This is a genomic window from Eudoraea chungangensis (assembly GCF_029360665.1).
In the GTDB taxonomy this organism is placed as follows: domain Bacteria; phylum Bacteroidota; class Bacteroidia; order Flavobacteriales; family Flavobacteriaceae; genus Eudoraea; species Eudoraea chungangensis.
Genome location: NZ_JARDUB010000001.1, coordinates 261,645 through 284,647, shown reverse-complemented (window position 1 = coordinate 284,647; position 23,003 = coordinate 261,645). Strand labels below are relative to the sequence as shown.

The following is a 23,003-nucleotide window of genomic DNA, read 5'->3' as shown; positions in this document are numbered from 1 at the left end:
ACTAATTTTTATCGACTAATTTCATTAAATCGACATCATTGCCCAGAAGAATATCATTACTATCAATTCTACCCTTTAGTGGCCCGTTTTCCAATTTAAGAACTCCCCTAGGGCAAACTGCGGAACAAATACCACATCCTACACAACTTGACCGTACTATATTTTCTCCTTTTTGAGCATAGGCTCTAACGTCTATTCCCATTTCACAGTAGGTGGAACAATTACCACATGAAATACATTGTCCTCCGTTGGTTGTAATTCGAAATCTTGAAAACAAACGTTGTTGAAAACCTAAGATAGCTGCCATTGGACAGCCAAATCTACACCAGACTCTATTGCCGAAAATGGGATAAAACCCTGTTCCTATAACACCGGAAAAAATACTACCAATAAGAAAACCATAAGACTTTCTCAAGGTTTCGGATTTAAAAAGAAATACATTCCCATCACCGCTGAAATAATGTAATCCTATTAGAGATATTATTATAACAAAATAGCCGATGGCACCATATTTAGCGTCTTTTTTAAATTCGTTCCTCTTAAATAGCATCACTCCAAAAAAGACCAAACTTAAGACAAGGGTAACTCCTATTAAGAACATATTCTTTGTTAGCCAATATTTGGAAGTATCATTCCCTAAATAGGAATAAATAACCGCAGTGGTCATTAAAGTAACAAAAACAACCACACTATGCACTACCCACCTTTCCACTTTCCAAGCCGATAGTTTTTTATCACTGAGTTGTCTAAAGGCGTCCCCAGCAGTTTCCGCCAAACCACCGCAGCCACAAACCCAGGAGCAATACCACCTTTTTCCATATTTAAATGTAAGGATAGGTGAAATTACAAATACGGATAAGACACCAAAAAATAACATTACCAACCCTATGTCACCCGCCTCAATAAAGGAGTTAATTCTATAGCGTTCAAAATTATAATAATTTAGAGGCCACATATTCTTTAAGTCATAATAGGGTAGAGTGCTGTTTAATCTTGCCATAATCTCCGGAATAAGAAAGGCAAAAGCAGTCTGAAAAAACATCACGCTAATAGTCCGTATTATTTCATATCTATTGTGTCTGTATTTCAGGATAAACTTAACTCCAAAAGCTAAAATGGCCACTGTGTAGAGGGTGCCATATACAAACCATTGACTTGCCGGATTTCCACTAAGTAACCTGCTTAATGGGTCAAACAAACCAATAATTCCTGTATTGCTGCCATTTGCGTTTAAACCAAGGTATTGAGGATAAAAGTAAAGAACAATATAAAAGCTAGTAATGGCTATTCCGGCCAACCAACCTGCCCATCCTTTGGAGGATATGGCATTAAACCAAACACCATCATTTTTAATACCGGCTAATTTGGGTAGATAGCTTGCTCTTGAATACCAAATAATCCCAATAAAAAGGGACAATAGTGCAATACTTAACCAAATTGTTTTAAACGGAAAAGAAGGATTAAAGGCAGCCAAAAGAACAATGAATAACCCTAAATAACCTATTGTAAGACCAATTTTTTGAGGACTGCTAAGAGAATTGGTCCCTAAGCTGCTTATGGCCATGTTTTTGTCATAGGTTTTCATAGATCTATTGGTTTTTAGTATTAAAAAAATTCAACCTTAGCTTTTCTAAAATATCCTGTTCCATTGTTTCTTTTTAAGACTTATTTGGGCATTTAATTCCGAATTAAATTTTGCAATTATCTCGGGCTCATACTGCCTATAAAATTCTGGATCAAAATTGGCATCCCTTAAATGAGAGACAACGTATTCTAGGTCTCTCTCTTCATTTAGCCAGCGGTCGAATACCTTATGACGCATTCTAATTCCAAAAGTGTTTATTCCTAAAAATTTTTTAGTGGAATGGTGATAAGCTAGCGTGATGCATATTTTCTCTGTGAGATGTCGCCAATGAAAATGTAATTCGTATTCTTTTCTATTTCTTAGGCTATTCACCCAGCCATACGTTTGGTACTCAATATCCAGGAATTTTGCAGAATTAAACCAATTACCTGGTTTGTAAGCAGTTTTGTTGCCACAAAGAGTTTGCGCCAATGTTTCTCCCATCATTCTTCCGGTATACCAGACAGCTTCAACAGCCCTACGATTCTCTTCTGGTTCTAACTGCTCTGCACAGTCTCCTATGGCATAGATATCCTCCAGATTCGTCTCCAGATATTTATTTACCTTAATTCCCTTGCCCAAATCCAGACCAGAATTATTTAGAAAAGTTATGTTAGGCGTTACCCCAGCGGTTAATCCAACAAAGTCGCAATCAATAATATCTCCCTTATCTGTTTTTACGGCTTTTACTCTTCCATTTTCAGAGCCTATAATTTCAACAAGATTAGTTGCTAGCCGCAAATCTATATGATGATCAAGAATATGCTCATTAATCATTTTTGCTTCTCCTTCTGGGAGTACACCGTCCCAAAAATTCTGCTCCCTTACTAAAAAGGTTACAGCGATGTTTCTGCTGCGTAACATTTCTGCCAGTTCAATTCCAATTAAGCCTCCACCAACAATAACAGCGCGTTTGCAAACTTCCTTGTTAGGAGCATTTACCTCTAAAAGGTCTAAATCCTGTTTAGAATAAAGGCCTTGCACTCCAAAAAGATCTTGGCCAGGCCAACCAAATTTGTTTGGTTTAGAACCGGTGGCCAACACAAGTTTGTTGAACTTTATAATTCTGGCGTCTTCTATAAGCAGTTCTTTTTCCTTTGGCCTTATCTCACTCACGTATCCCCGGACTAATTCGATACGGTTTTTTTTCCAAAACCAATCCTCATAAGGTTTTATATGCTCAAACTTCATATGCCCCATATAAACATACATTAGCGCGGTCCTAGAGAAAAAGTGGTCCGTTTCAGCAGATATAATAATAATTCTGTCGTTAGAGTTTTTGCGAATATGCCTTGCGACGGTTACGCCGGCAATGCCATTTCCTATTATGACAATATTCTGCATAGAATTGGTTTGAATTTGATAGGTCTGTCGTTTATAAAGATAATAACTTAACAAAGAGTACAGAATTTGATCCGTAATTATATCTTATTTTTGTTTAGACCTCCATAATTATGATTATGCGAATCGTAGCGTTTTTATTCCTTATTCTTTTTCAACTTTCTTGTACAAGTCAGGCAGAAAGCAAAATCAATGGTATCAGTTTTGTGGCCTCCAGAGAAAAGGCGGTACAAGAACATGTTGATGCTTTTCTTGAAATAAATGCCGACCATGCCGCCGTAATGCCTTTTGGGTTTATTAAAAACTTAGAATCACCTGAGCTTGTTTTTAATACTGACAGACAGTGGTATGGAGAAACCAAAGGTGGAGCCAGGCAATATATTGAACTTTTGAGGGCTAATAAGGTAAGAGTTATGTTGAAGCCACAAATTTGGATTTGGAAAGGAGAGTTTACAGGTAACCTTAAAATGAACTCAGAACAAGACTGGAAAAAACTAGAGTCTTCCTATCGTGACTTTATTCTTACCTATGCTGAATTAGCTCAGGAAACCAGAACAGAAATTTTCTGTATTGGTACAGAATTGGAGCAGTTTGTGAAAAATAGACCGAAGTATTGGATTTCCTTAATTCACGAGATTAGAAAAGTTTATAAAGGAAAACTAACCTATGCGGCCAATTGGGATGAATACAAAAGAACCCCGTTTTGGAAAGACCTAGACTTTATTGGGATCGATGCATATTTTCCATTATCTGACGCCAAAACCCCAACGGTAGCGCAACTTAAAAAGGGCTGGAAACCTTGGAAAGATCAAATTGCCTCTTTGTCATCCAAAACAGAAAGACAGGTAATTTTCACAGAATTTGGATATCGTAGTATGGACTATACTGCCAAAAAACCGTGGTTAGTAGATCGAACAGAGGAAGGTATTAATTTGGAGGCTCAAGTAAATGCCAAGAGGGCTATTTTTGAAGAGTTTTGGAATGAAGATTGGTTTGCCGGAGGTTTTGTCTGGAAGTGGTTTATTGAACATGATAAGGCAGGTGGGGGAAACGACAATAGGTTTACACCGCAAAATAAACCGGCAGAAGAAATCATTAAAATATTCTACACAAAAGGCTAATGGAAGTCTTTTGTTTTCTTAAAGTTTATTTTTCATTTGCTATTTGGCAACATATTTGATAAACTTTGTAACAAAACATCACCCTTGCTGCGAAATAGTCTCTTTTTTGGTTTAGTTTTTTTCTGCATTTCAGTATTTGGCCAGGATTCCTTAGACGAGGCCATTGCCGAAAAGGGCGATGGGATTTATTCCTTTTTAAGAAAGAATGGTGTAGACCCATATAATTCCTATAAAGATTTTATCAGTCTTAATGAAGCGAAACTAAAGGATAGTATCCAGCTCTTAGAAGGAATGACCTACCTAATTCCCAAGAAAATTGAAACGCAGGGCGATACGGTCTCTGCTAAGGAGCCTGGCACTAAGGAGGAAGATACTGAAGAAGGAGTTACCTATAAAATTTTTGGTGAAAAGTATAAAAATGTTCCTTCCAAGAGCAAACGTTTAAGTGGTACCGTCTATTATTTGGTTTCAGGACATGGTGGTCCAGACCCCGGAGCTATGACCAAATACAAAGGAAAATCTATTGCTGAAGACGAATATGCCTATGACGTTACTCTGCGATTGGCAAGAGAATTGATTTCTCACGATGCCATGGTTTATATTATTGTACGCGACTTGGACGACGGCATAAGAGATGCAAAAATCTTGGAAATGGACAAGGATGAGGTAGTTTACCCTGCTAAAAAGATACCATACAACCAAAAGGCACGACTGGATCAAAGGGTAACGGCGGTAAACAACCTATACAGGAAGAACAAAGGAAAGCATCAAAGATTAATTGTTACTCACGTAGATAGCAGGAGCACAGGGCAGAATATTGACGTCTTTTTTTACCATCATGAAAAGAGTAAGAATGGAAAAAAATTGGCGGAAAGCATACATCAAACCTTTAAACAGAAGTATCAGAAATACCAACCAAACAGGACCTATTCTGGTACTTTTCAGGATAGATCTAGTCTCTATGTAGTAAAAAAGACCCTTCCTGCAATGACTTTTATCGAGATCGGGAATATTAGAAACACGAAAGACCAGAAACGTATTTTGGATCATGATAATAGACAAGCCCTTGCCAAATGGATTTCGGAAGGTATTCTGCTCGATTACGAATCGAAGTAATTAGAGATTATATCTTAGTATTAATCTTCTTTTGATAGTATTTGTACAGTTCTGCTGGTCCTGCCCCCATCGAATTTTGTAAGTGTATCATTCCAAAATAATACTGCAGCCTCAGGGTTCCTATTTTTTCGTACTTTCTTGCTGATGTTTTAACCTGATGCGCTAACACTTTAAATTTGGTTGCGTTATATAGGCGGCCAATAAATTCGTTGTCTTCATAAATAATATAGTCTTCATTAAATCCATTGCATTTTTCAAAAAGGGATTTGGTGATAAATAAGGACTGATCTCCTCCCCGGCACAGACGATGGTTTATTCTTGTGAACCAGGAAAAGAGCCGTAATAATTTATTATCACTATCAAATTTTAACCTAAAGCATCCTGCCTCGCTATTTCTCTCAATAGAACTCACGATGCTTTTGTCGAAATCTACTGGGGGCAAGGTATCTACATGTAAAAAGTAGAAAATTGAACCTTTAGCAAATGAAGCACCTAAATTCATCTGTTTAGCTCTTCCCTTGGCGCCTTCCAATACTTTTATGCCATAAGCCTTTGCTGTTTCCACAGTAGAATCAAAACTTCCGCCGTCTACAACTATTATTTCTTCTATTAGATCCCCATTTACATATTTTTCTAAATACCCGAGGAGTGTTTCTATTTGAGTCTCTTCATTTAAGACAGGAATGATAATGCTAATCAAGACTTTTGGGGTTTATGTTGTTCAGATTCCAATCGTACTTAAGATAGGCTATTTTTGCATCTGCAGCAATGGGTGTATTTAGGTAATTGCTCAGGTACTCAAGTACCGAACCATTTGTTTCAAAGTCTTTTTTATACCATTTGAATATCTCGGACAAGACGACACTATCCTGAGAAATTATATTTTTTGTAGAGTCCAATATAAACTCTTTACTAACTTTTTCTAGTTGCTCTTCTAGGTTTTTTTCGCTGAAGGCAAAATTATTCAATTTTGGACAAGAGACAGAAGCGCAATTTATTGCAAAATGGATTCTGGGATCGTCCATTTTTCTCAGGATGTCGTGTTCGATTTCTCCTAAAGACAGTAAGCGTCCATTTTGCGGTACTATTTTTTTACCCCATGGATTCTTAATATCACGGATACTATTTATGGGATAGTTTTTAATAATTAGATTTACCGTTGCGGCATTGTAAAGGTTAATATAAAATGCAAGGGTCTTAGCTTTGGACCAGTTTTTATTGGGGATGTCTTGTGCCATGGCCTGCAAATAAGCTTCCAAATCTTCTTCCTCATCTTTAAAAGCTTTATAATCTACGTTTCCTTTGGAATCTACATGCCTGGAAAGAAGAGAATCCCAAAGGCCATATATATTTGGGGTTTTATCCTTATAATTGTTAAACTCACTCCCATCGAAAAAGACGGCAGCTGCGAAGATTAAGAGGACAGAATATTTGATGGAAGCAGGCATTTTATTTTTTTTAGTGGTTTTACTGTAGTAAAACTTACAAACATTCTTGTAATAAATACTTTAGAGATTTTTAATTAATTCGCGAAACAAAGTGATCATTTTGGGTTCTGCTTCCGAAGAAACTTTTAAGATATCCGAAATATGAACTGGTTTTAAATTATCAGGATCGCATTCATCTGTAAGTACTGAAATTGCCATGACTGGTAGCTTAAGTTGGTTGGCCACGATTACTTCCGGAACGGTGCTCATCCCTACCGCATCGGCGCCTATTATTTTTAGCATACGGTATTCTGCCTTGGTCTCTAGTTGTGGTCCTACCACCGAAGCGTAGACCCCATGACGCAGTGTTATTTGTTGCTCTTGAGCTATAGAGGTAATTAATTGCCTCATTTGGGGGTCATAAGGCTCGCTCATATCCACAAATCTTGGGCCAAAATCTGCAACATTTTTAAAAGCCAAAGGAGAACCGCCTTGAAAATTTATATGATCTTCAATTAGCATAAGATCTCCTTTTTTAAAATCGAGATTTATGGCTCCAGCGGCATTGGAAATAAAGAGCTTATTTATTCCTAAACTATGCATAACACGTATCGGATAGGTAACATCTAAAAAGGAATAGCCCTCATAACAATGAAACCTACCCTGCATAACGACGACTCTTTTGTTTTCCAGAAATCCGTAGATTAACTTACCGGAATGAAACTCCACCGTGGCTAATGGAAAAAACGGTATGTGGTGGTAGTGAGCGGTTATTGGATTTTCAATAAAGCCAACTAATTGTTCCAAACCAGTGCCTAGGACAATCCCCAGTTCTGGGGCTTCAAAGCCCTTGTTTATAAGATAGTCGTAAGACTCTTTCAATTGTTTGTTTGTCATAAATCTGGCTTTAGGTAAGATTCAAATAAATCGATGCCTTTTAAGTCATTATAAACGTCTATGTCGTTTCTTTCAGATAATAGTAAAACGCTCTTCTCACCTATATCCTTTAAAGTTTCCGCGAGAACAGAGCTTGTACCCCAGGTTTTATTTTTAAAAAGAGAAGGATTTAATTGTTTCATACCCAACAGATAATACCCTCCGTCTTGGGCCGGGCCCAAAACGTATTCGTGATATTCAAGTTGTGCAAAGGCTTTTTTAAGTGTATCGGAATCCAAATCATAAATATCACTTCCAATGACCACAATATTTTCAAACCCATTTTCAAAACCCAGCTTAAAAGCATTGTACATCTTTTCACCCAGGTCTTCTCCTTTTTGGAGTTTTTTGCTGAATGTCTCTTTATCCCAAAGGGTGTCTTTCTCTATGTCTTCTGAAAAATAAACCTCCTTAGTGCATACTAAACCTTGGGTAATGTTTTTGGTGTGTTCTAATAATTGAAGGTATACTTCCAAGGCATTTTTGTCTCCTATGCTTGCTGCTAACCTCGTTTTGCACTTTCCAAGTTCCGGATTACGAGTAAAAATTAACAGTAAGTCTTTCTTATTCATATGCTATGCTAAGATTTTATATTAGTATACTTTTTCGGCATTGGTCAATAAATGACTCCATTCCTTACCAAAAGCATGTACTTTTTGCGTCTTATTTTCAAGACTATCGTAAACGGAAAACCCTGAATTGGTCCATGCAAAAATACCGCCGTACAAATTAGACACATTAAGATATCCATATTTCAAAAGGGACTCTCCTATATCTTCAGATCGCACTCCAACGGAGCAATAAACTACAATATTTTGATTCTTATTGGAGTGGTTTTCTAAAAAGGAAACAATATCAAAATCCTTGTACCCAACCCAAATAGCTTTTCTGAGATGGCTTATACGGTATTCTTGTTTTGTTCTTGCGTCTAAAATTAGAACATTGTTCTTTTCATTCAATTCCTTCACACTAATATAGGGGACTGAATCTTCGTTATAACGTCTTAGAGTCTCTTCAATACTCTCTTGAGAAGAAACCAAAGTAACTGTTAACACTGCATATAGTATGCTCAAATGAAACTTCACTGCACGTCCTTTATTAGTATAAAGATAGGTATTAAGGCTAGAATGAGCTTAAAGAATGTTTGTGAAATAAAAGATAAGAGTGTACTTTAGTTTATTCCCAAAACAATTTAAAATGAAGACCGAATTTTGTATAGGATTGTGCTTCATTTGTTTCCTCAGTGCTTGCAAGAATAAAAATTTAGATAAAACTACCTTGCCGGTTAAAGAATCTATTGTAAATACGTATGAGGAACAATATAGGCCGCAATACCATTTTTCTCCGACAGAGAAATGGATGAATGACCCCAATGGATTAGTCTATAATGATGGTGTTTATCATTTGTTTTACCAGTTTTATCCGGAAGATATTGTTTGGGGACCAATGCATTGGGGTCATGCAGTGAGTAGGGATATGGTATCGTGGGAACATCGCCCTATCGCATTATTTCCAGATGAAAAAGGTTATATATTTTCCGGAAGTGCAGTTGTAGATAAGGGGAATACTTCAGGTTATGGTACTGAGGATACAGCACCTTTGGTAGCAATATTCACCTACCACAATATGGAAGGCGAAAAGGCCGGCAATTTGGACTATCAAACGCAAGGAATAGCTTATAGTTTAGACAACGGAGATTCTTGGGTTAAATACGCTAAAAACCCTGTTATATCTAATCCCGGGATTAAAGACTTTAGGGACCCTAAAGTCTTTTGGCACCAAGAGTCTAAAAGTTGGGTTTTAGTTCTGGTGGCAGGGGATCATGCACTTATTTACAATTCTACAAACCTAAAAGACTGGGAGCTAAGGAGTAGTTTTGGTAAAGAGGTTGGAGCCCATGGAGGGGTATGGGAATGTCCAGATCTATTTCCCTTAGAAGTAGGGAAAACAGGAGAAAAGAAATGGGTTTTGTTGATTAGCATAAATCCGGGGGCTCCAAACGGAGGAAGCGGCACACAATACTTTGTTGGAGATTTTGATGGAGCCACCTTTACTTCAGAACAAAAAGAGGTGAAATGGATAGATTGGGGAACGGATAATTATGCGGGGGTAACCTATAACAATACTCCTTCAGACGAGCGTATCTTTATTGGCTGGATGAGTAATTGGGACTACGCAAGAGATACCCCAACAAAACGTTGGAGAAGTGCCATGACGCTTCCAAGAAATTTATTTTTAGAAAAGGTAGACGATAGTTTTACACTTTTTAATTATCCGCTGGAAACGCTGAATAGTTTAAGAAATCCTATACTTTCAAAAGATGTTTCTATTGGCGCAAAAGAGGAAAAGGTAATTAGTCTTGCCAATTTTAATCAGTCCGAAATACTATTCGAAACCGCCGGACGAAATTTTGAAATGATTTTTTATAATGATTTGGGCGATGAACAAAAGTTCCTTTTTAATCAGGCAAAGGCAGAGTTGTTATTAGACAGGAAAAGTTCGGGTCAGACGGCTTTTAAAGATGCTTTTGCGGATAAAATTCACCGAATGCCATTGGGAGATATTCCTTCAGGAGAAATAGAGATAAGGATTTTAATGGATTGGTCTTCGGTTGAAATATTTGTCAATAGGGGCCAGAAAGTTATGACTTCACAGATTTTCCCCAGAGAACCTTATAGCCGTCTTCGAATTAAGAATACCGGGGATGAATTATTGCAACTTCAGTCTTTTACTATTAATACAATGCAGTCTATTTGGCATTAACAGCCAGTTATTTATGCTGCAGACTATACATTACCCCCCGGAGTTCAGCTAAACCTTTAAGTCTTCCAATTGCTGAGTAGCCGGGATTTGTTTTAATTTGAAGATCCGTTAAAAGTTGATGTCCGTGATCTGGCCGCATGGGAAGCTCTAAGTTTCTTTTCTTTTGAATAGTTAGAAGCTTTTTAATAACCGCATACATAGGAACGTCTCCTTCCAAATGGTTTGCCTCGAAAAAGTTACCTTCCGAATCTCTTTTGGTGCTCCTCAGATGAACAAAATGAATATGGGAACTAAACCGATCAATAATTTCTAAGAGATCGTTGGCTTTTTTAACTCCCAAAGATCCCGTACAAAAGGTTATGCCATTGTTTGGGCTGGCATTATTGGTAAGGATTCTTTCTATATCATTTATAGAACTCATGATTCGGGGAAGACCAAGAATAGAAAAGGGAGGGTCGTCTGGGTGAATAGCCATAAAACAACCAACCTGCTCTGCCGTTGGAAGGATTTCATTTAGAAATAGTCTTAGATGCTCTTCGAGTTTGCTGCGATCAATTTCATCGTAGGTGCTCAAAACTTTTTGAAATTCCTCCAGAGTATATCCTACTTCAGCACCTGGAAGATTATCTAAAATAGTTCTTTTAAGCCTATCAATTTCATCGGAAGACATATTAGTATAATACAGGCGTGCTTTTTCCAGAACGTCTGTTGTATAAGACTCCTCAGCTCCCTCTCTTTGAAGTATAAAAATATCAAAGGCAGCCAGAGCCTTCATTTCAAAATAAAGAGCCCTGGCTCCATTCGGGAGCTCATAATAAAGATCCGTCCTTATCCAGTCTAGGATGGGCATAAAATTATAACATATCGTATAGATCTCTTCTGCTGCCAGATTTACTAATGTCTTTTTATAATTCTCTATTAGGTCTTTATAATTCCCTGTACGGGTTTTTATTTTTTCATGTACCGGAACACTTTCTACCACCACCCAGCTCAGTCCAGCATTTTCTATTAAGTTCTTTCTTTCTTTTATTTGCTGTCTGCTCCAAACTTCACCGTTTGGTATCTCATGAAGTGCCGTTACAATTCCGCTAGCTCCTGCCTGCCTTATATCTTGCAGGCTAACAGGGTCTTTAGGTCCATACCACCGCATTGTTTGTTGCATCATTTTCATACGCCCGAATAAGAATTAAACCCACCATCTACAGCTACAATAATTCCGGTTACGAATTTAGAAGCATTACTGGCCAACCATTGCACCGTTCCTAACAATTCATCTGGTTCCCCAAATCTGTTCATAGGAGTGTTATTAATTATTTGATTTCCTCTGCTGGTTAAAGAACCATCCTCTTCTGTTAGCAATCTTCTGTTTTGCTCTGTGAGAAAAAAACCGGGAGCTATAGCATTTACTCTTAAATCGGCTCCATATTTACTGCAAAATTCTACAGCCAACCATTGGGTGAGATTATCGATGGCAGCTTTTGCCGAACCATAGCCGAGGACTCTGCTTATGGGTCTTTGTGCGGCCATTGACGAAATATTTATTATACTACCCTTTAAATCTTTTAGGAATAATGGAAGAAAGGCTTTTGTTGGCAGAAAGGTTCCCATATAATTTAATTCCATAACCTTCTGAAGTTCAGAAACTTTTGCATCCAATAAAGTCTGTTGTGGTGTAATGACAGCTCCAGGCATATTTCCTCCGGCAAGATTAATGAGAACATCTATTTTATTAAAGGACTCTTCTAAAATTATTCTGGCATTGTCTAATTCGTCTTCTTTGGTCACATCCGCCACTAGAGAAAATATCTGATTAGGTGTTTCTCCTATGGTTGTGATAAGCTGTTTTATTTTTTCTTTATTTCTACCTAGAACAATAACCTTCGCTCCTTCCAATGCTAAATGTTTAGTTATGGATGCCCCTAAAACACCAGTGGCACCACTAATTACTATTATCAAATCCTTAACTGAGAATAATTTATTCTGTGTCATCATTAAAATAAAATTAGGGTAATGTAAGCATTAATGCCCTAATCATCCATAACAAATAAAAGCGAGAAGGGTATTTATTGAGGTGCAACATATTGGCCTTATTTGAAGGGAAAATAAGATTTAGCGTTGTAATAACAAATATCTGAGGCCAATTTACCTATCCATTTCTCATCTCGGGGTAACTCTCCAAGGGTAACATCTTGTCCAAATAAATTGCAAAGAATTCTGCGAAAATATTCATGTCTGGGGAAAGATAAAAAACTTCTTGAATCGGTTAGCATCCCGATAAAACAGCTAAGAAGTCCAATATTAGAAAGCGAATTAATCTGTTTTTCCATGCCGTCTTTTTGATCTAGAAACCACCATGCAGAACCAAATTGCACCTTACCTTTTACACTCCCATCATTAAAATTTCCCACCATGGCAGCAATTACTTCATTGTCTGCGGGGTTTAAATTATAAATGACCGTTTTTGAAAGTTGATCTGTACTGTCTAAATGATTTAAAAACTTACTTAAAGAAGCAGCCTGTTTAAAATCTCCTATGCTATCAAATCCCGTATCCGGTCCCAATAGATTTAGCATTCGAGAATTATTATCTCGTAAGGCTCCCAGATGGAACTGTTGTACCCAACCATTTTTGTGGTACTGCTTGCAAAGAAATTTTAAGACAGAGGCTTTGAATTGTTCTATTTCCAGAAGGCTTAATTCTTTTCCACCTCGAACTTTTTTAAACATATGATCCACATTAAAACCTTCTTCTTCAAAATAGGGTAAGTAGTTCAGACCGTGATCTGCTAGTCTGCCTCCTCTGGAATGAAAATAGGAAATTCTGCTTTTAAGGACTTCTTTTAGATCGTCAAAAGTTTTTATTTGAATACCGGAAACTTCTTCTAGCTGGTTTAAATAGTGGTTGTATGCAGTTGTATTTTGCACGGCATAGGCCTTATCGGGTCTAAAGGCAGGAAGTAGTTTTAAATTTGGATTATTCTGTTCTTCTAAATGATAATCTAAGGAATCTAATGGATCGTCTGTAGTACAAACTACTTCAACCTTCATCTGACTTAGAAGGCCTTTTGTACTATGACTACTTTGTGTAAGTTGTTTGGAACAATGGTCATAGATTTCTTCAGCATTTTCTTTCCCCAAAAGGGCATCAATTCCAAAGTAGCGCTTTAGTTCTAGATGTGTCCAATGGTATAAGGGGTTCCTCATAGTAAAAGGAACCGTCTCTGCCCATTTTATAAATTTAGATCTGTCCGTAGCATTTCCAGTAATGAATTCTTCTGAAATGCCGAGGGTTCGCATTGCTCTCCATTTGTAGTGATCTCCGTACAACCATACCTGGCTAATGTTTTCAAATTGATGGTCCTCAGCTATCATTTGGGGGGATAGGTGATTGTGGTAATCAATAATGGGTAGGTCTTTTACATAATCATGATACAGCCTTTTGGCAAATTCAGTGTGTAATAAAAAGTCCTCTTTTATAAAAATGTTTTCTGCCATGGCTAGGGTTTATTAATAGTTTTAATGCCTATAGCTGTTACCATCCTATGGGCCATGTCTTCCAAATCGATTCCCAATTGTTCTCTGTTAATTCTTATGACCTCTTGTTTTAAATCAACCGGCAGTTTAGTATAACCATCTTTGGCACCTAAAATTATACCAGCTACAGCGGCCACAGTATCATTATCCCTTCCGTAGTTAACAATAAATTGCATAGTTTTTTGAAAGTCACCCTCCCCGAAAGCTAATCCCGCCATTAATATTTGCCAAATTTCTCCCGCATGAAAGGGTATGGCTCTGGCATCCTTTTCTAGTAATTCGTATATGAAATCCTGTCTTAACCAATCTTGTTTACTACCATGGTAATTTCTTGGGACTCTTATTTTTGTGCTGTCTTCAAGATATTGATTTTTAGACATGGCCACGTACTTCCTCGCGCTATTCGCAATTTGGTAAGAAATCCTTCCAACTAATCTACTATTTTGGTACTGATAAGGGTCGATATAAACCGTGGCGTCTAGGATAGAATCCATGTTCTGAGTTCGCAAAGCCATTTGGGTCATTGTAGCAACTAGAGCGGAGATGTCTTTGGCATAGCCGATGTCAAAAAGCGTATGTTTATAGGCGAGGGTATAGGCCTCTTCCGGAGTAGACGTTATCAAGCCAAACATGGGGGTATACAGCATTCCTGCGCAGGACATTTCCCCACCATAAAATCTGTTCTGAGCCTTTTGGTATTCCATAGGGCCATTTTCATAGGCAAGGGATACTCTCGCCCATTCTTTAATCCAATCTATTTTCTCCATTCGAATATCGAGCGAGTCGGGAGAGTTTGAAACGGCCTGATCCTTTAATTCTTCTGCTTCCTGCTTATAGTAGTCTGTGATAAAAGAAGCAAAATTTTTCTGGTTCAGTTTATCTTTACCCCCTTCTAGATAAGCAATCATTAAATACTTCCAGCGAGTATCGTCGGTTGTTGCTCCAGCACTAAGATTGTTTTCCCATGTGCCTTCCGGGGATTGAGTTCGTTCTGCTGTGGTTAGACCTAGTATGTAGCCATATTTAGTCTGAATCTCCTTTCTCTGCCACATTTCAGTAGACGCTCCCATGGCATCTCCTATGGCAGAACCTACCAAAGCACCTAAGACCTTGTCGTATAACAATACCTTCTCCGGGCTATACAATTCTTGGGTGTATGTAGCTTTATCAGGAGATTTGAGTAAGGTATCTGTGGTATTTTTTTTACAGGAAACGGCCAGACAAACCGTAAAAAGAAGAATATATGAGAAGCTTCTGGTCATTTTAAAATCATTTTCCTTGCTATTTGTAAAAGATAATCCTTTTCTGGGAGACTCCGTTGTAGAGGCAATTGTGCCAATCCAATTATTCTTCGAATTATTTCTATTCCGGCCACTTGCTTAACAAGATTAATATTAGCATTTGCTTTATAAATTCCAAGAATATGATCTATTAAATGCTCCTCCATATTGGCCATTAGCACATGGGCTAACATAACTCCAAGATCAAATTCTCGAAAACCGATAAAACTAAATTCAGGATCAATAATAAAAATGTCTCCTTCTTTTTGCATCCAACTGCCAGGGTAGTAATCCCCATGAAGTAGTACGTCTCCTTCTGATAAGTATATTTCGCCTATGCTGTTTACAACCTCTTTAAGAGCCGGATCATTTTTGTAGGGTAGGGATAGATTTTGAAGCCCCTCCTGCACAGAGTCCAAGGTGAAACCATTGTTATTTAAAAAGGGAAGCACAAAAATATGTTGGTAGTTTAGAGCTCTTAATTCTTTATTTAGGGGGTAATCCTTGGGTTTTTGCTGACTGTGGATATTGTTTAGAACTTCTACCAGCGTTTCTATCATTGGAATACTAAAAGAACCAGTATTATAATAAAGAGACATATCCTTGCATTCTCCCAGATCTTCCAAAACCATCAGGTAATTTTCCATATCGTAGTAATGGATTTTTGGAAAATGATGCTTCACTTTGGAGGTGGCCATAGTCTTGTAAAAGTGTTGCTCTACTTCAATTCGATTAAGCGGGGCCTTTATTTCTTGATATTTCTGAACAAAAGGACGGGATTGTTTTAGAATCAGAGAACGCTGGTTTGTTTTAATGCGCAATACCACATTCATATTTCCTTCTCCGGGCTTAGAGATATCTTGTATGAATTCTTCTGACCCTAACCAACTTTTCAACCTTAAAAAGTCTTCCAGTTGTTTAACGGGTGTTTTAAGATCTATATTAGTCATTCAATGCTATTTTCATGTAAGATAGGGTCCCTAAATAATAAATTAACAAAGGGTACCACATATTAGGTTTGGGAAGATATAAAAGTATTTATTCATACACCATTTCTACATCGTCGATGACTAAAACACTCCCAATAGCTCCGGAAAAATTGGCTCCCCCAAAGCTTGATGCTCCAACGAAGGTAATGTGGGTTGGAAGGACGAAGTTTGCAGAATCTCTACTTACAAATCCATGATCCGTTGGAAAGGTATAATCTGGAAAGCTTTCATCTAGAGGGCCATAGGTAAAAGGAATTTCTAAGGTAGCAAGATCTGTTTGTGAGCTACTGCTTCTGAACCATGCAGTTGCAAGCCTCTCTACCTGTCCCCCACTTCTTATCTCCAATAAAGCGTAAATGTCACATGCATCAGGGAAGCCGAGCACATTCCCATCTTTATCCTTATTTTCCGCTCCAGGATTATAGGAGTATTTGACTTTAAAAGATTGGGGACGACCTGCAAAGGGCGTTCCAAACTCTATTGCTGCCTGAGGGTTACTAGGATCAATATTGTCTGAATTAAAAACTCCCGTAAAAATAGAACCGGAAGATATTGGTGCGCCAAATGCACCAGCAATAGGGCCATTGTCTAAAGTTTCCATTTTTGCGGCTAAATTATTGTCACCTAAATCTGTTGGGGTAGTAGCCAGCTTATTAAGTATCTGGGTACCGGGATTACCTGTTCCCCAAATGGTGGAGGAAGCATCCGCTCCTGGTTCAAAATAGTTAGTGCTGGTCTCATACCATAAATTAAGGTCGTAATTGTCTAGCTGTGGATTATCGGAAGCAATAAAGGCTTCAATTTCCCACAGATAATTGCTGCCATCTTCTGCAATTAATTCAATTGTCTGGGGATTGTTTAAATTTAGTAAATCCCCAACGTCCTTGTCCGAAGAAGCAAACGAGGATATCTCTAATTTTTCAATGGTGATATTCGAAAGATCTACCCCATTGGGGATTTGAACTTTTACACTAAGACTGTCGGTATTTATTACGGCGGTTTGGGCCTGGTTACTTACCTCGATACTCTTTATATTGCCAATGTTTGACAGTCCAAAATAGTCTTCACTAATACAAGAGAAAACCAGTAACAATGTTAAAGACACTATCCACTTATATTTATTCATCTCTTAGGCTTTTTACCTTTTTTAATGGGTTTGAAATAATAAGCTAATCCTAACTTAAGCGATAAAATATCTATATTAAAGTCTATATTATTTCTAACGTCCTTGGACTGTTCCACCCCATTTATTTCACTTTTTCGTACTCTTAATTCATATCCCAGTACATCTAGTTGAATTTCAAGAGCAAAATTTTCTATAGCAAAGAAGGTCACACCCGGACTAATTCCAATACGCATATTAAAATCGTCGGTATATACTTTTTCAATCTCATCTAGATTTTTAGTATTTCTGGTTAGACTATTACCCACACCAACTGCAACTCCCAAAATAGTAAAAAAACTAAGCCGTTCATTTTCGGTGAGTGGTACGGTTGATCTTACATTCGGGGTAAGACTATATAACCTTGAAATAGAGTTAGACTGCAAGGTGTCTGGCTGTCTAAAAACAGTACCCTCAAATTTTTCTTCTTTATATTCAAAATCCAAACCAACCATGGCGTAGTCGCCAGTATAAAAACCTCCTTTAAAAACTACTTCATAACTTAAGTCGTTCCCCTCAATAACATTTTGAATAAGCTGATTTACGTTATTAAGACTTCTGTCACTAAGAGATACCGCAAGCCCGGTATAAAAACTATGTTTTTTAAAGGGTTTGAAGTCGTTGGCATAATAACTAGACATCAGCTCATAGGGAGTACTTTTATCTGCAGATTTTTTTTCCTTTTGTGCAATTAAAAACAAGGGGGCTAAAAAAAGAAGAACAAAGACGACTTTTAGGTGCTTCATGAGTGTTAATTGATAATCTTTGGTGCTTAAAGGTAAAAATTTGCCTCTAAATTCCCAGTGGAAGATACAAATAAGTAAAGACTGGCATTTACTTCTCCTCTGCCAAAAACCCAAACCCTATTCTTTGGTAATATTTGTTCTTATTTTCTAAGTGTAAAACATCCACAACTCAAAGCCATGAATTAAAAATCAAACTTGGCCATTGTTTGTTTCGGATTTTCCTTACAACTAGTCTCTTTTCGATGTTTCGTCGATAAAGGCATCCACATCCAGTTTAAATTGTTCCATGGAAGGTAAATGGGTGTACATCATATGGCCTGCTTCGTAATATTTCATGATAATATTTTTCTTTAGTTCAGGACTTAATCCCATATGGTTTATAGAATGTTCCACCCCATAAAAAACCGTTGCCAGATCGTAATAACCGTTGAGGATTAATATTTTAAGATTCGGATTTCTTTGCATAGCCGAGGTCATGTCTGGAAGGGTACTTACAGCCACCTGCGCATTCCATGCTATATTTCCACTGTGTTTCCAGTCCCATTTAAAACCTTCTCTTCCCCCGGCGGTTGTGGTATAGGTAAGGTCTTTTCTCACCTTTAGATCATTGTATAAGTAATCCTTAAAGGCCGAGATATAGGGTGCGGAGATTGCATCACTCTGTGGATCTGTAAAGGCATTTTGCGACAGCATATCTTCATTCACTCCCGTAAACCTCGAATCAAGTCTTCCAACCGTTTCCCCTTTGTCTCGGAGTAATTCCTGAAAATATTCCGAGTTAGTAACCCTTAAATCTGCTTTAATCCAATAGTCTTTGCTAAGGCCGGTTATATCTGAAATCTTCTGAGCGATAGCGTCTTTTTCCGAATCACTTAGTTGATCTCCTTTAAGCAGGGCCGGGGCATATTCTTCTTGTGTAAACTTCCGTATCCCTTCTAAAAAGGATTCCAGAGAATCTCCTTTGTTTTTTACTTTTTTATGGTACCATGCTGTTGCGGCATAGGTAGGAAAATGAACCAAATACGCAACATCATCGCCAGGGCCAAAGAGCAGATGTTGTAAGTCAAAGACAGCAGATACCATGATTACGCCATTCATGGCAATTCCCTTATCCTGAAGGTGTTTTACAAGTCCGGCATTTCTAAAAGTCCCATAACTCTCCCCAAGCAAATATTTAGGAGAATTAAATTTTCCTGTACGAATTAGAAATTGTTCAATAAACAAACCTATACTTCTTATGTCCTGGTCTACTCCCCAGAAATCTGTCCATTTTGCCTCTCCAATAGGCTTGCTAAAACCCACCCCAATTGGATCTATCATAACCAAATCTGCCTTATCTAAGATGGAGAATTCATTATTAACCACTTTATAGGGAGCTGGATTTGTGTAATCTGGATCATTAACTTCCACTCGTTTTGGTCCAAGAACACCAAAATGCAACCAGAAGGATGCCGAAAGTGGACCACCGTTAAAGGCAAATACAATGGGTCTATTCTTATTTCCCGATGTTTTCTTATAGTGGGTAAAACCAAAGAGAGCAAAAGGCTTATCGTTTTCATCTCTAAGCTGTAAAGTACCTGTTTCCGTTGCTAAGCTTATCGTCTTGCCGTCGATAATAACCGACTGGGTGGAGCTAAATATTTCTCCTTCTGGAAGCGTTTCGTCGGGGGTTTCTTCTTGTGCGCTAATCGCCAGGGACAAAAAGATAAAGAAGGTAGTATAGTATTTTTTCATATCATGGATTTATTAAATATTAAGATCAAAAAGTGCAATAATCCGAAAAAGTCTTTAATAGAGACAGTCTTTCGGGGTATTTTTAATATAATAAGTTTTGTAGTTCTTCGCTTCCGGATCCATACAGCCGCAAAGGTTTAAGAGTTCAATCTCTTTAAAATCTATAGGATGACTCTCCGCTTGCAGGGCAATATAACCCGCCGTTAGTACTTCCCCTTCTTTACCTATCCACATCGCTTTATCTCGTTTTATTTGAAAAGCATCCCAATCTTCCCCTTCTTGCTCCTTACTTATAAAACCCCCGCCAATTTGTGGGTGTTCAAAATGCAGGACGGTGTCTTGCTCAATAATAAAAGTCATAAAATCTCCTCCCATAACTACCGCCTCTGCCTCTACCCACTGATCGCCATTATAGGTTTTAGATGAAGATGCTATACAATGCTCGTAGTCTATTTTTCCATCTATTTCCACGGCGGTACCTGGAGTACATACATTAGCAGTATGGCGCACTCCCTGGTCTAGACCGCCCAATAACTGCATTTCTACCGAAACCGGGAATCCCTGTTCTAGTTCATTGCTTAAAGCCGATTGGGAGTGTAGCATAACACCGCTGTTGCGAACGTTCCAGCTTGCTCCGCCATTTAGCTGTTCTCCAATAAATCTATATTTAAATCGTAACTTGTAATAGGAAAAAGGCTGTTTGAAATACATATGCCCAAAAGCATCATTAAACCCTTCATAGGCATCGTACTTGATGCGAATCATACTGTCTTCCACCACAAAGGTGTTCTTATAATTGTCATTAAGTTTATAGCCGGCGATTTTTATATCCCAGCCGGATAGATCCTTGCCATTAAATAAGGAGATCCAGTCTTCACTTGAATCCGACTGATTTTTCTTCTCCGTACTACAGCTGCTGTATAAAAGGGTCAATAAGATTAGTAAGATAAAAGGCCAAGAAAGTAGTAAATATGATTTCTTAAGGCTATGAGCTTTTGTTTTTATTTTGTTCAAGGTATGTAAGTGTTTGTCTTTATAATACTAGACCGTTCTAAGGTACTAAAATTATAAAGTAGAAAATGAATGTTTTAAAATTCTAGTAAGTCTTATCTCCTACTTTCCAATGGTAATCCATCTTTTTTATTCCTTAGGTTCCTTGTAAATGGTATGGTTTTGTTAAAAATTGGCACGATTCGTTAGAATTGCTCACTTTTGATTGGCTGTAAGTTTTAAATCTATCCTCCATTCATGAACTGGCATTTACTAGTTGCTCTCTTTTTCTTTTGTTTTCTGTGTCCCGCTCAGGATAAGACTATGATTCCAGAAGATTATGATTTTTACCATAAACAAATCAACAAGGCAGAGGGTTTTATTAGCGAAGAAGACTACGAAAAAGCATTAGAGATTTATAAGGAGACCTTCACCTCTTTCAACTTTGTCTTTTTAAGAGACTACAAGGTGGCCGCACAGCTAGCGTTTTTTGTAAATGATAAGGACACGGCCTTTGATTTAGTTAACGAGGGCCTGGCCTCGGGATGGGAGCTTAAAGCACTAAAAAAAGAAAAATTTCTGTCTCCTTTGCAAAAAGAACCGCGCTGGAATTATATCCAAAATAACTACGACTCCCTACATAGCTTATATCTTAAACGTATAGACCTTGCAGTCAGGGAAGGGGTAAATGAGTTATTTAAAAAGGATCAAAAAAAGGCGTTAGGGGCTTTATTTAAAATAGGTAATAAGGCGCAAGAAAAATACGGGTCTGAGAAATTTGCACCACATAGTGAAGGGCAAATGGCTCAATTGTTTGTAATTATGGATACCCTTGGATATCCTGGAGAAAAACATATTGGTAATGATTATTGGATGTCCACAGTGCTAAGTCATCATAATTCTATTTCGGAGGAATATGTTAGAGGAGATACCCTTTACAATCATATAAGACCGGCTTTGAAAAAGGCTTTGGCTTCCGGAGAGATATCCCCTTACGAGTATGCTCTAATAGAGGATTGGAGACTAGCAGTGCTATCTAAACGTTCTGCAGTAGGATATGGTTTTTTAAGCCCGCCTCTAAAAATAACCCTTGGAGAAACAAATGCCCTGCGAGAAAAAGCCGGACTAAGATCTGTACAACTACGTAATAAACTGGTCGACATAGAAGAAAAGACCGGGATGAATCTTTACTTGCCTGATTGGGTAGAGGGGAAAATTGAAGTTGAAGAATAGGGGAAAGGCAAAATTTTTGGTTTAAGCAGATCGTTTATGAAAGTTCAAGAACTTTTGCTTTTTGGTTTTAAAAGCATTCCTTTTACTCCTTTGTAAATCAAAAGCACCAGAAAGCCTGCAGCAAGGCCCACAAGAAATTCTAGTAGTAAACCAGGGATGCTAGGGAAAAGATGGTGAAGTAAAGAAATATTATGCACAAAGATGCCTCCAGAAACAAGAAGCAGGGCTATGGTTCCAATTACAGAAAGCGATTTAATTACCAAGGGAAGAGCGCTTACAAAAAACCTACCGATACTATCTGAAATACTATTATTTCTCTCATTAATATTAATCAATCGGGTGCCAAACTCATCCATTCGAACTATAAGGGCCACTATTCCATATACACCTACAGTGGCAATTAGGGCAATGACAGAAACCACCAGTATCTGATTTAAAAGCGGCTGATCAAGAACGGTGCCTAATGCGATGATAACAATTTCAATAGATAGAATAAAGTCGGTTACAATGGCCGATTTTATTTTTGTCTTTTCTAACTCCAAAATATTTTTTTTACTTGGTAGTTCAAGGTTGGGGGGTAGGAGGGTCGTTTTATGTGGCACGAAGAATTCGTAGATTTTTTCAGCTCCCTCAAAGGCTAAATATAGTCCGCCAAGAACTAAAATCATAGTTACTGCCCATGGTAAAAAGGCGCTTAATAAAAAGGCAATGGGTAGAATAATCAACTTATTAAGAAGAGAGCCTTTGGTAATAGCCCAGAGTACAGGTAGTTCTCTCTTAGAGGCAAAGCCGGAGGCTTTTTCGGCATTTACGGCCAAATCGTCTCCAAGAATACCTGCCGTCTTTTTAGTAGCAATTTTACTCATGGAGGCCACATCGTCTAAGAGTGTAGCAACATCATCTAAAACAGCAAAAAACCCTGAAGCCATAAAATCTCTTTATTTTTCAAATATAAACTAGGAATATTGAATACCGAAATCATTTAGAAATGGTAAGCTCTTAGATGAT

General features: G+C 37.8%; 21 protein-coding genes. 4 read left to right on the top strand and 17 right to left on the bottom strand.

Going from position 1 to position 23,003, the window contains the following annotated elements:
- Position 1: 1 nt before the first annotated feature.
- Positions 2-1,585 (bottom strand): 4Fe-4S binding protein, encoded by a 1,584-nt coding sequence (locus tag PXG98_RS01245; protein ID WP_276388554.1) that lies wholly within the window; start codon positions 1,583-1,585, stop codon positions 2-4.
- Between the two features lie 45 nt (positions 1,586-1,630).
- Positions 1,631-2,968 (bottom strand): NAD(P)/FAD-dependent oxidoreductase, encoded by a 1,338-nt coding sequence (locus PXG98_RS01240; RefSeq protein WP_276388553.1) that lies wholly within the window; start codon positions 2,966-2,968, stop codon positions 1,631-1,633.
- Positions 2,969-3,084: 116 nt separating this feature from the next.
- On the opposite strand from PXG98_RS01240, the gene PXG98_RS01235 reads away from it, so the two are divergent.
- Positions 3,085-4,086, top strand: coding sequence for a glycoside hydrolase family 113 (locus tag PXG98_RS01235; RefSeq protein ID WP_276389249.1), 1,002 nt, complete (start codon positions 3,085-3,087; stop codon positions 4,084-4,086).
- 84 nt (positions 4,087-4,170) lie between these two features.
- Positions 4,171-5,202 carry an N-acetylmuramoyl-L-alanine amidase family protein gene (locus tag PXG98_RS01230; protein ID WP_276388551.1) on the top strand — a complete coding sequence of 344 codons (1,032 nt, stop codon included), beginning with the start codon at positions 4,171-4,173 and terminating at the stop codon, positions 5,200-5,202.
- A gap of 7 nt (positions 5,203-5,209) precedes the next feature.
- Here PXG98_RS01230 and PXG98_RS01225 read toward each other — a convergent pair whose 3' ends face one another.
- Genes PXG98_RS01225 through PXG98_RS01205 form a run of 5 tightly spaced genes read right to left on the bottom strand, consistent with a single transcriptional unit; the run spans position 5,210 to position 8,650 of the window.
- Complete coding sequence (locus PXG98_RS01225; protein WP_276388549.1) at positions 5,210-5,902, bottom strand: TIGR04283 family arsenosugar biosynthesis glycosyltransferase; 693 nt, start codon at positions 5,900-5,902, stop codon at positions 5,210-5,212.
- Positions 5,895-6,650 (bottom strand): DUF547 domain-containing protein, encoded by a 756-nt coding sequence (locus PXG98_RS01220; RefSeq protein WP_276388547.1) that lies wholly within the window; start codon positions 6,648-6,650, stop codon positions 5,895-5,897. Before PXG98_RS01220 ends, PXG98_RS01225 begins: the two co-directional genes overlap by 8 nt.
- 60 nt (positions 6,651-6,710) lie before the next feature.
- Complete coding sequence (locus PXG98_RS01215; protein WP_276388545.1) at positions 6,711-7,526, bottom strand: purine-nucleoside phosphorylase; 816 nt, start codon at positions 7,524-7,526, stop codon at positions 6,711-6,713.
- Positions 7,523-8,137: a TIGR04282 family arsenosugar biosynthesis glycosyltransferase gene (locus tag PXG98_RS01210; RefSeq protein ID WP_276388543.1), complete on the bottom strand. Its 615-nt coding sequence runs from the start codon at positions 8,135-8,137 to the stop codon at positions 7,523-7,525. The genes PXG98_RS01215 and PXG98_RS01210 overlap by 4 nt, the downstream gene beginning before the upstream one ends.
- Positions 8,138-8,158: 21 nt before the next feature.
- A complete protein-coding gene (locus tag PXG98_RS01205) occupies positions 8,159-8,650 on the bottom strand; it encodes a rhodanese-like domain-containing protein (protein ID WP_276388541.1) in 492 nt (163 codons plus the stop codon).
- A gap of 112 nt (positions 8,651-8,762) precedes the next feature.
- On the opposite strand from PXG98_RS01205, the gene PXG98_RS01200 reads away from it, so the two are divergent.
- A complete protein-coding gene (locus PXG98_RS01200) occupies positions 8,763-10,328 on the top strand; it encodes a glycoside hydrolase family 32 protein (RefSeq protein WP_276388539.1) in 1,566 nt (521 codons plus the stop codon).
- A gap of 7 nt (positions 10,329-10,335) precedes the next feature.
- Here the strand turns inward: PXG98_RS01200 and uxuA are convergent, their stop codons facing one another.
- From uxuA to PXG98_RS01155, 9 genes are all read right to left on the bottom strand, one after another.
- Positions 10,336-11,490, bottom strand: coding sequence for a mannonate dehydratase (uxuA, locus tag PXG98_RS01195; RefSeq protein WP_276389248.1), 1,155 nt, complete (start codon positions 11,488-11,490; stop codon positions 10,336-10,338).
- 5 nt (positions 11,491-11,495) lie between these two features.
- The gene (locus tag PXG98_RS01190) at positions 11,496-12,320 is read right to left on the bottom strand and encodes an SDR family oxidoreductase (protein WP_276388537.1); all 825 of its coding nucleotides are present in this window, start codon (positions 12,318-12,320) and stop codon (positions 11,496-11,498) included.
- A 95-nt stretch (positions 12,321-12,415) separates the two neighbouring features.
- The gene (uxaC, locus tag PXG98_RS01185) at positions 12,416-13,822 is read right to left on the bottom strand and encodes a glucuronate isomerase (protein ID WP_276388535.1); all 1,407 of its coding nucleotides are present in this window, start codon (positions 13,820-13,822) and stop codon (positions 12,416-12,418) included.
- A 2-nt stretch (positions 13,823-13,824) separates the two neighbouring features.
- Complete coding sequence (locus tag PXG98_RS01180) at positions 13,825-15,123, bottom strand: ADP-ribosylglycohydrolase family protein (protein ID WP_276388533.1); 1,299 nt, start codon at positions 15,121-15,123, stop codon at positions 13,825-13,827.
- A complete protein-coding gene (locus PXG98_RS01175) occupies positions 15,120-16,091 on the bottom strand; it encodes a phosphotransferase (protein WP_276388531.1) in 972 nt (323 codons plus the stop codon). The genes PXG98_RS01180 and PXG98_RS01175 overlap by 4 nt, the downstream gene beginning before the upstream one ends.
- A gap of 88 nt (positions 16,092-16,179) precedes the next feature.
- A complete protein-coding gene (locus PXG98_RS01170; protein ID WP_276388530.1) occupies positions 16,180-17,256 on the bottom strand; it encodes a PCMD domain-containing protein in 1,077 nt (358 codons plus the stop codon).
- Positions 17,253-18,038 (bottom strand): hypothetical protein, encoded by a 786-nt coding sequence (locus tag PXG98_RS01165; protein WP_276388529.1) that lies wholly within the window; start codon positions 18,036-18,038, stop codon positions 17,253-17,255. The genes PXG98_RS01170 and PXG98_RS01165 overlap by 4 nt, the downstream gene beginning before the upstream one ends.
- A gap of 228 nt (positions 18,039-18,266) precedes the next feature.
- Entirely contained in the window at positions 18,267-19,772 is a 1,506-nt protein-coding gene (locus PXG98_RS01160) for a S10 family peptidase (protein ID WP_276388528.1), read from the bottom strand.
- Positions 19,773-19,826: 54 nt separating this feature from the next.
- The gene (locus PXG98_RS01155) at positions 19,827-20,786 is read right to left on the bottom strand and encodes a 3-keto-disaccharide hydrolase (RefSeq protein WP_276388526.1); all 960 of its coding nucleotides are present in this window, start codon (positions 20,784-20,786) and stop codon (positions 19,827-19,829) included.
- 234 nt (positions 20,787-21,020) lie between these two features.
- On the opposite strand from PXG98_RS01155, the gene PXG98_RS01150 reads away from it, so the two are divergent.
- Complete coding sequence (locus tag PXG98_RS01150; protein WP_276388525.1) at positions 21,021-21,995, top strand: hypothetical protein; 975 nt, start codon at positions 21,021-21,023, stop codon at positions 21,993-21,995.
- A gap of 44 nt (positions 21,996-22,039) precedes the next feature.
- Here the strand turns inward: PXG98_RS01150 and PXG98_RS01145 are convergent, their stop codons facing one another.
- Positions 22,040-22,924, bottom strand: coding sequence for a DUF808 domain-containing protein (locus tag PXG98_RS01145; RefSeq protein WP_276388523.1), 885 nt, complete (start codon positions 22,922-22,924; stop codon positions 22,040-22,042).
- Positions 22,925-23,003: the final 79 nt, after the last annotated feature.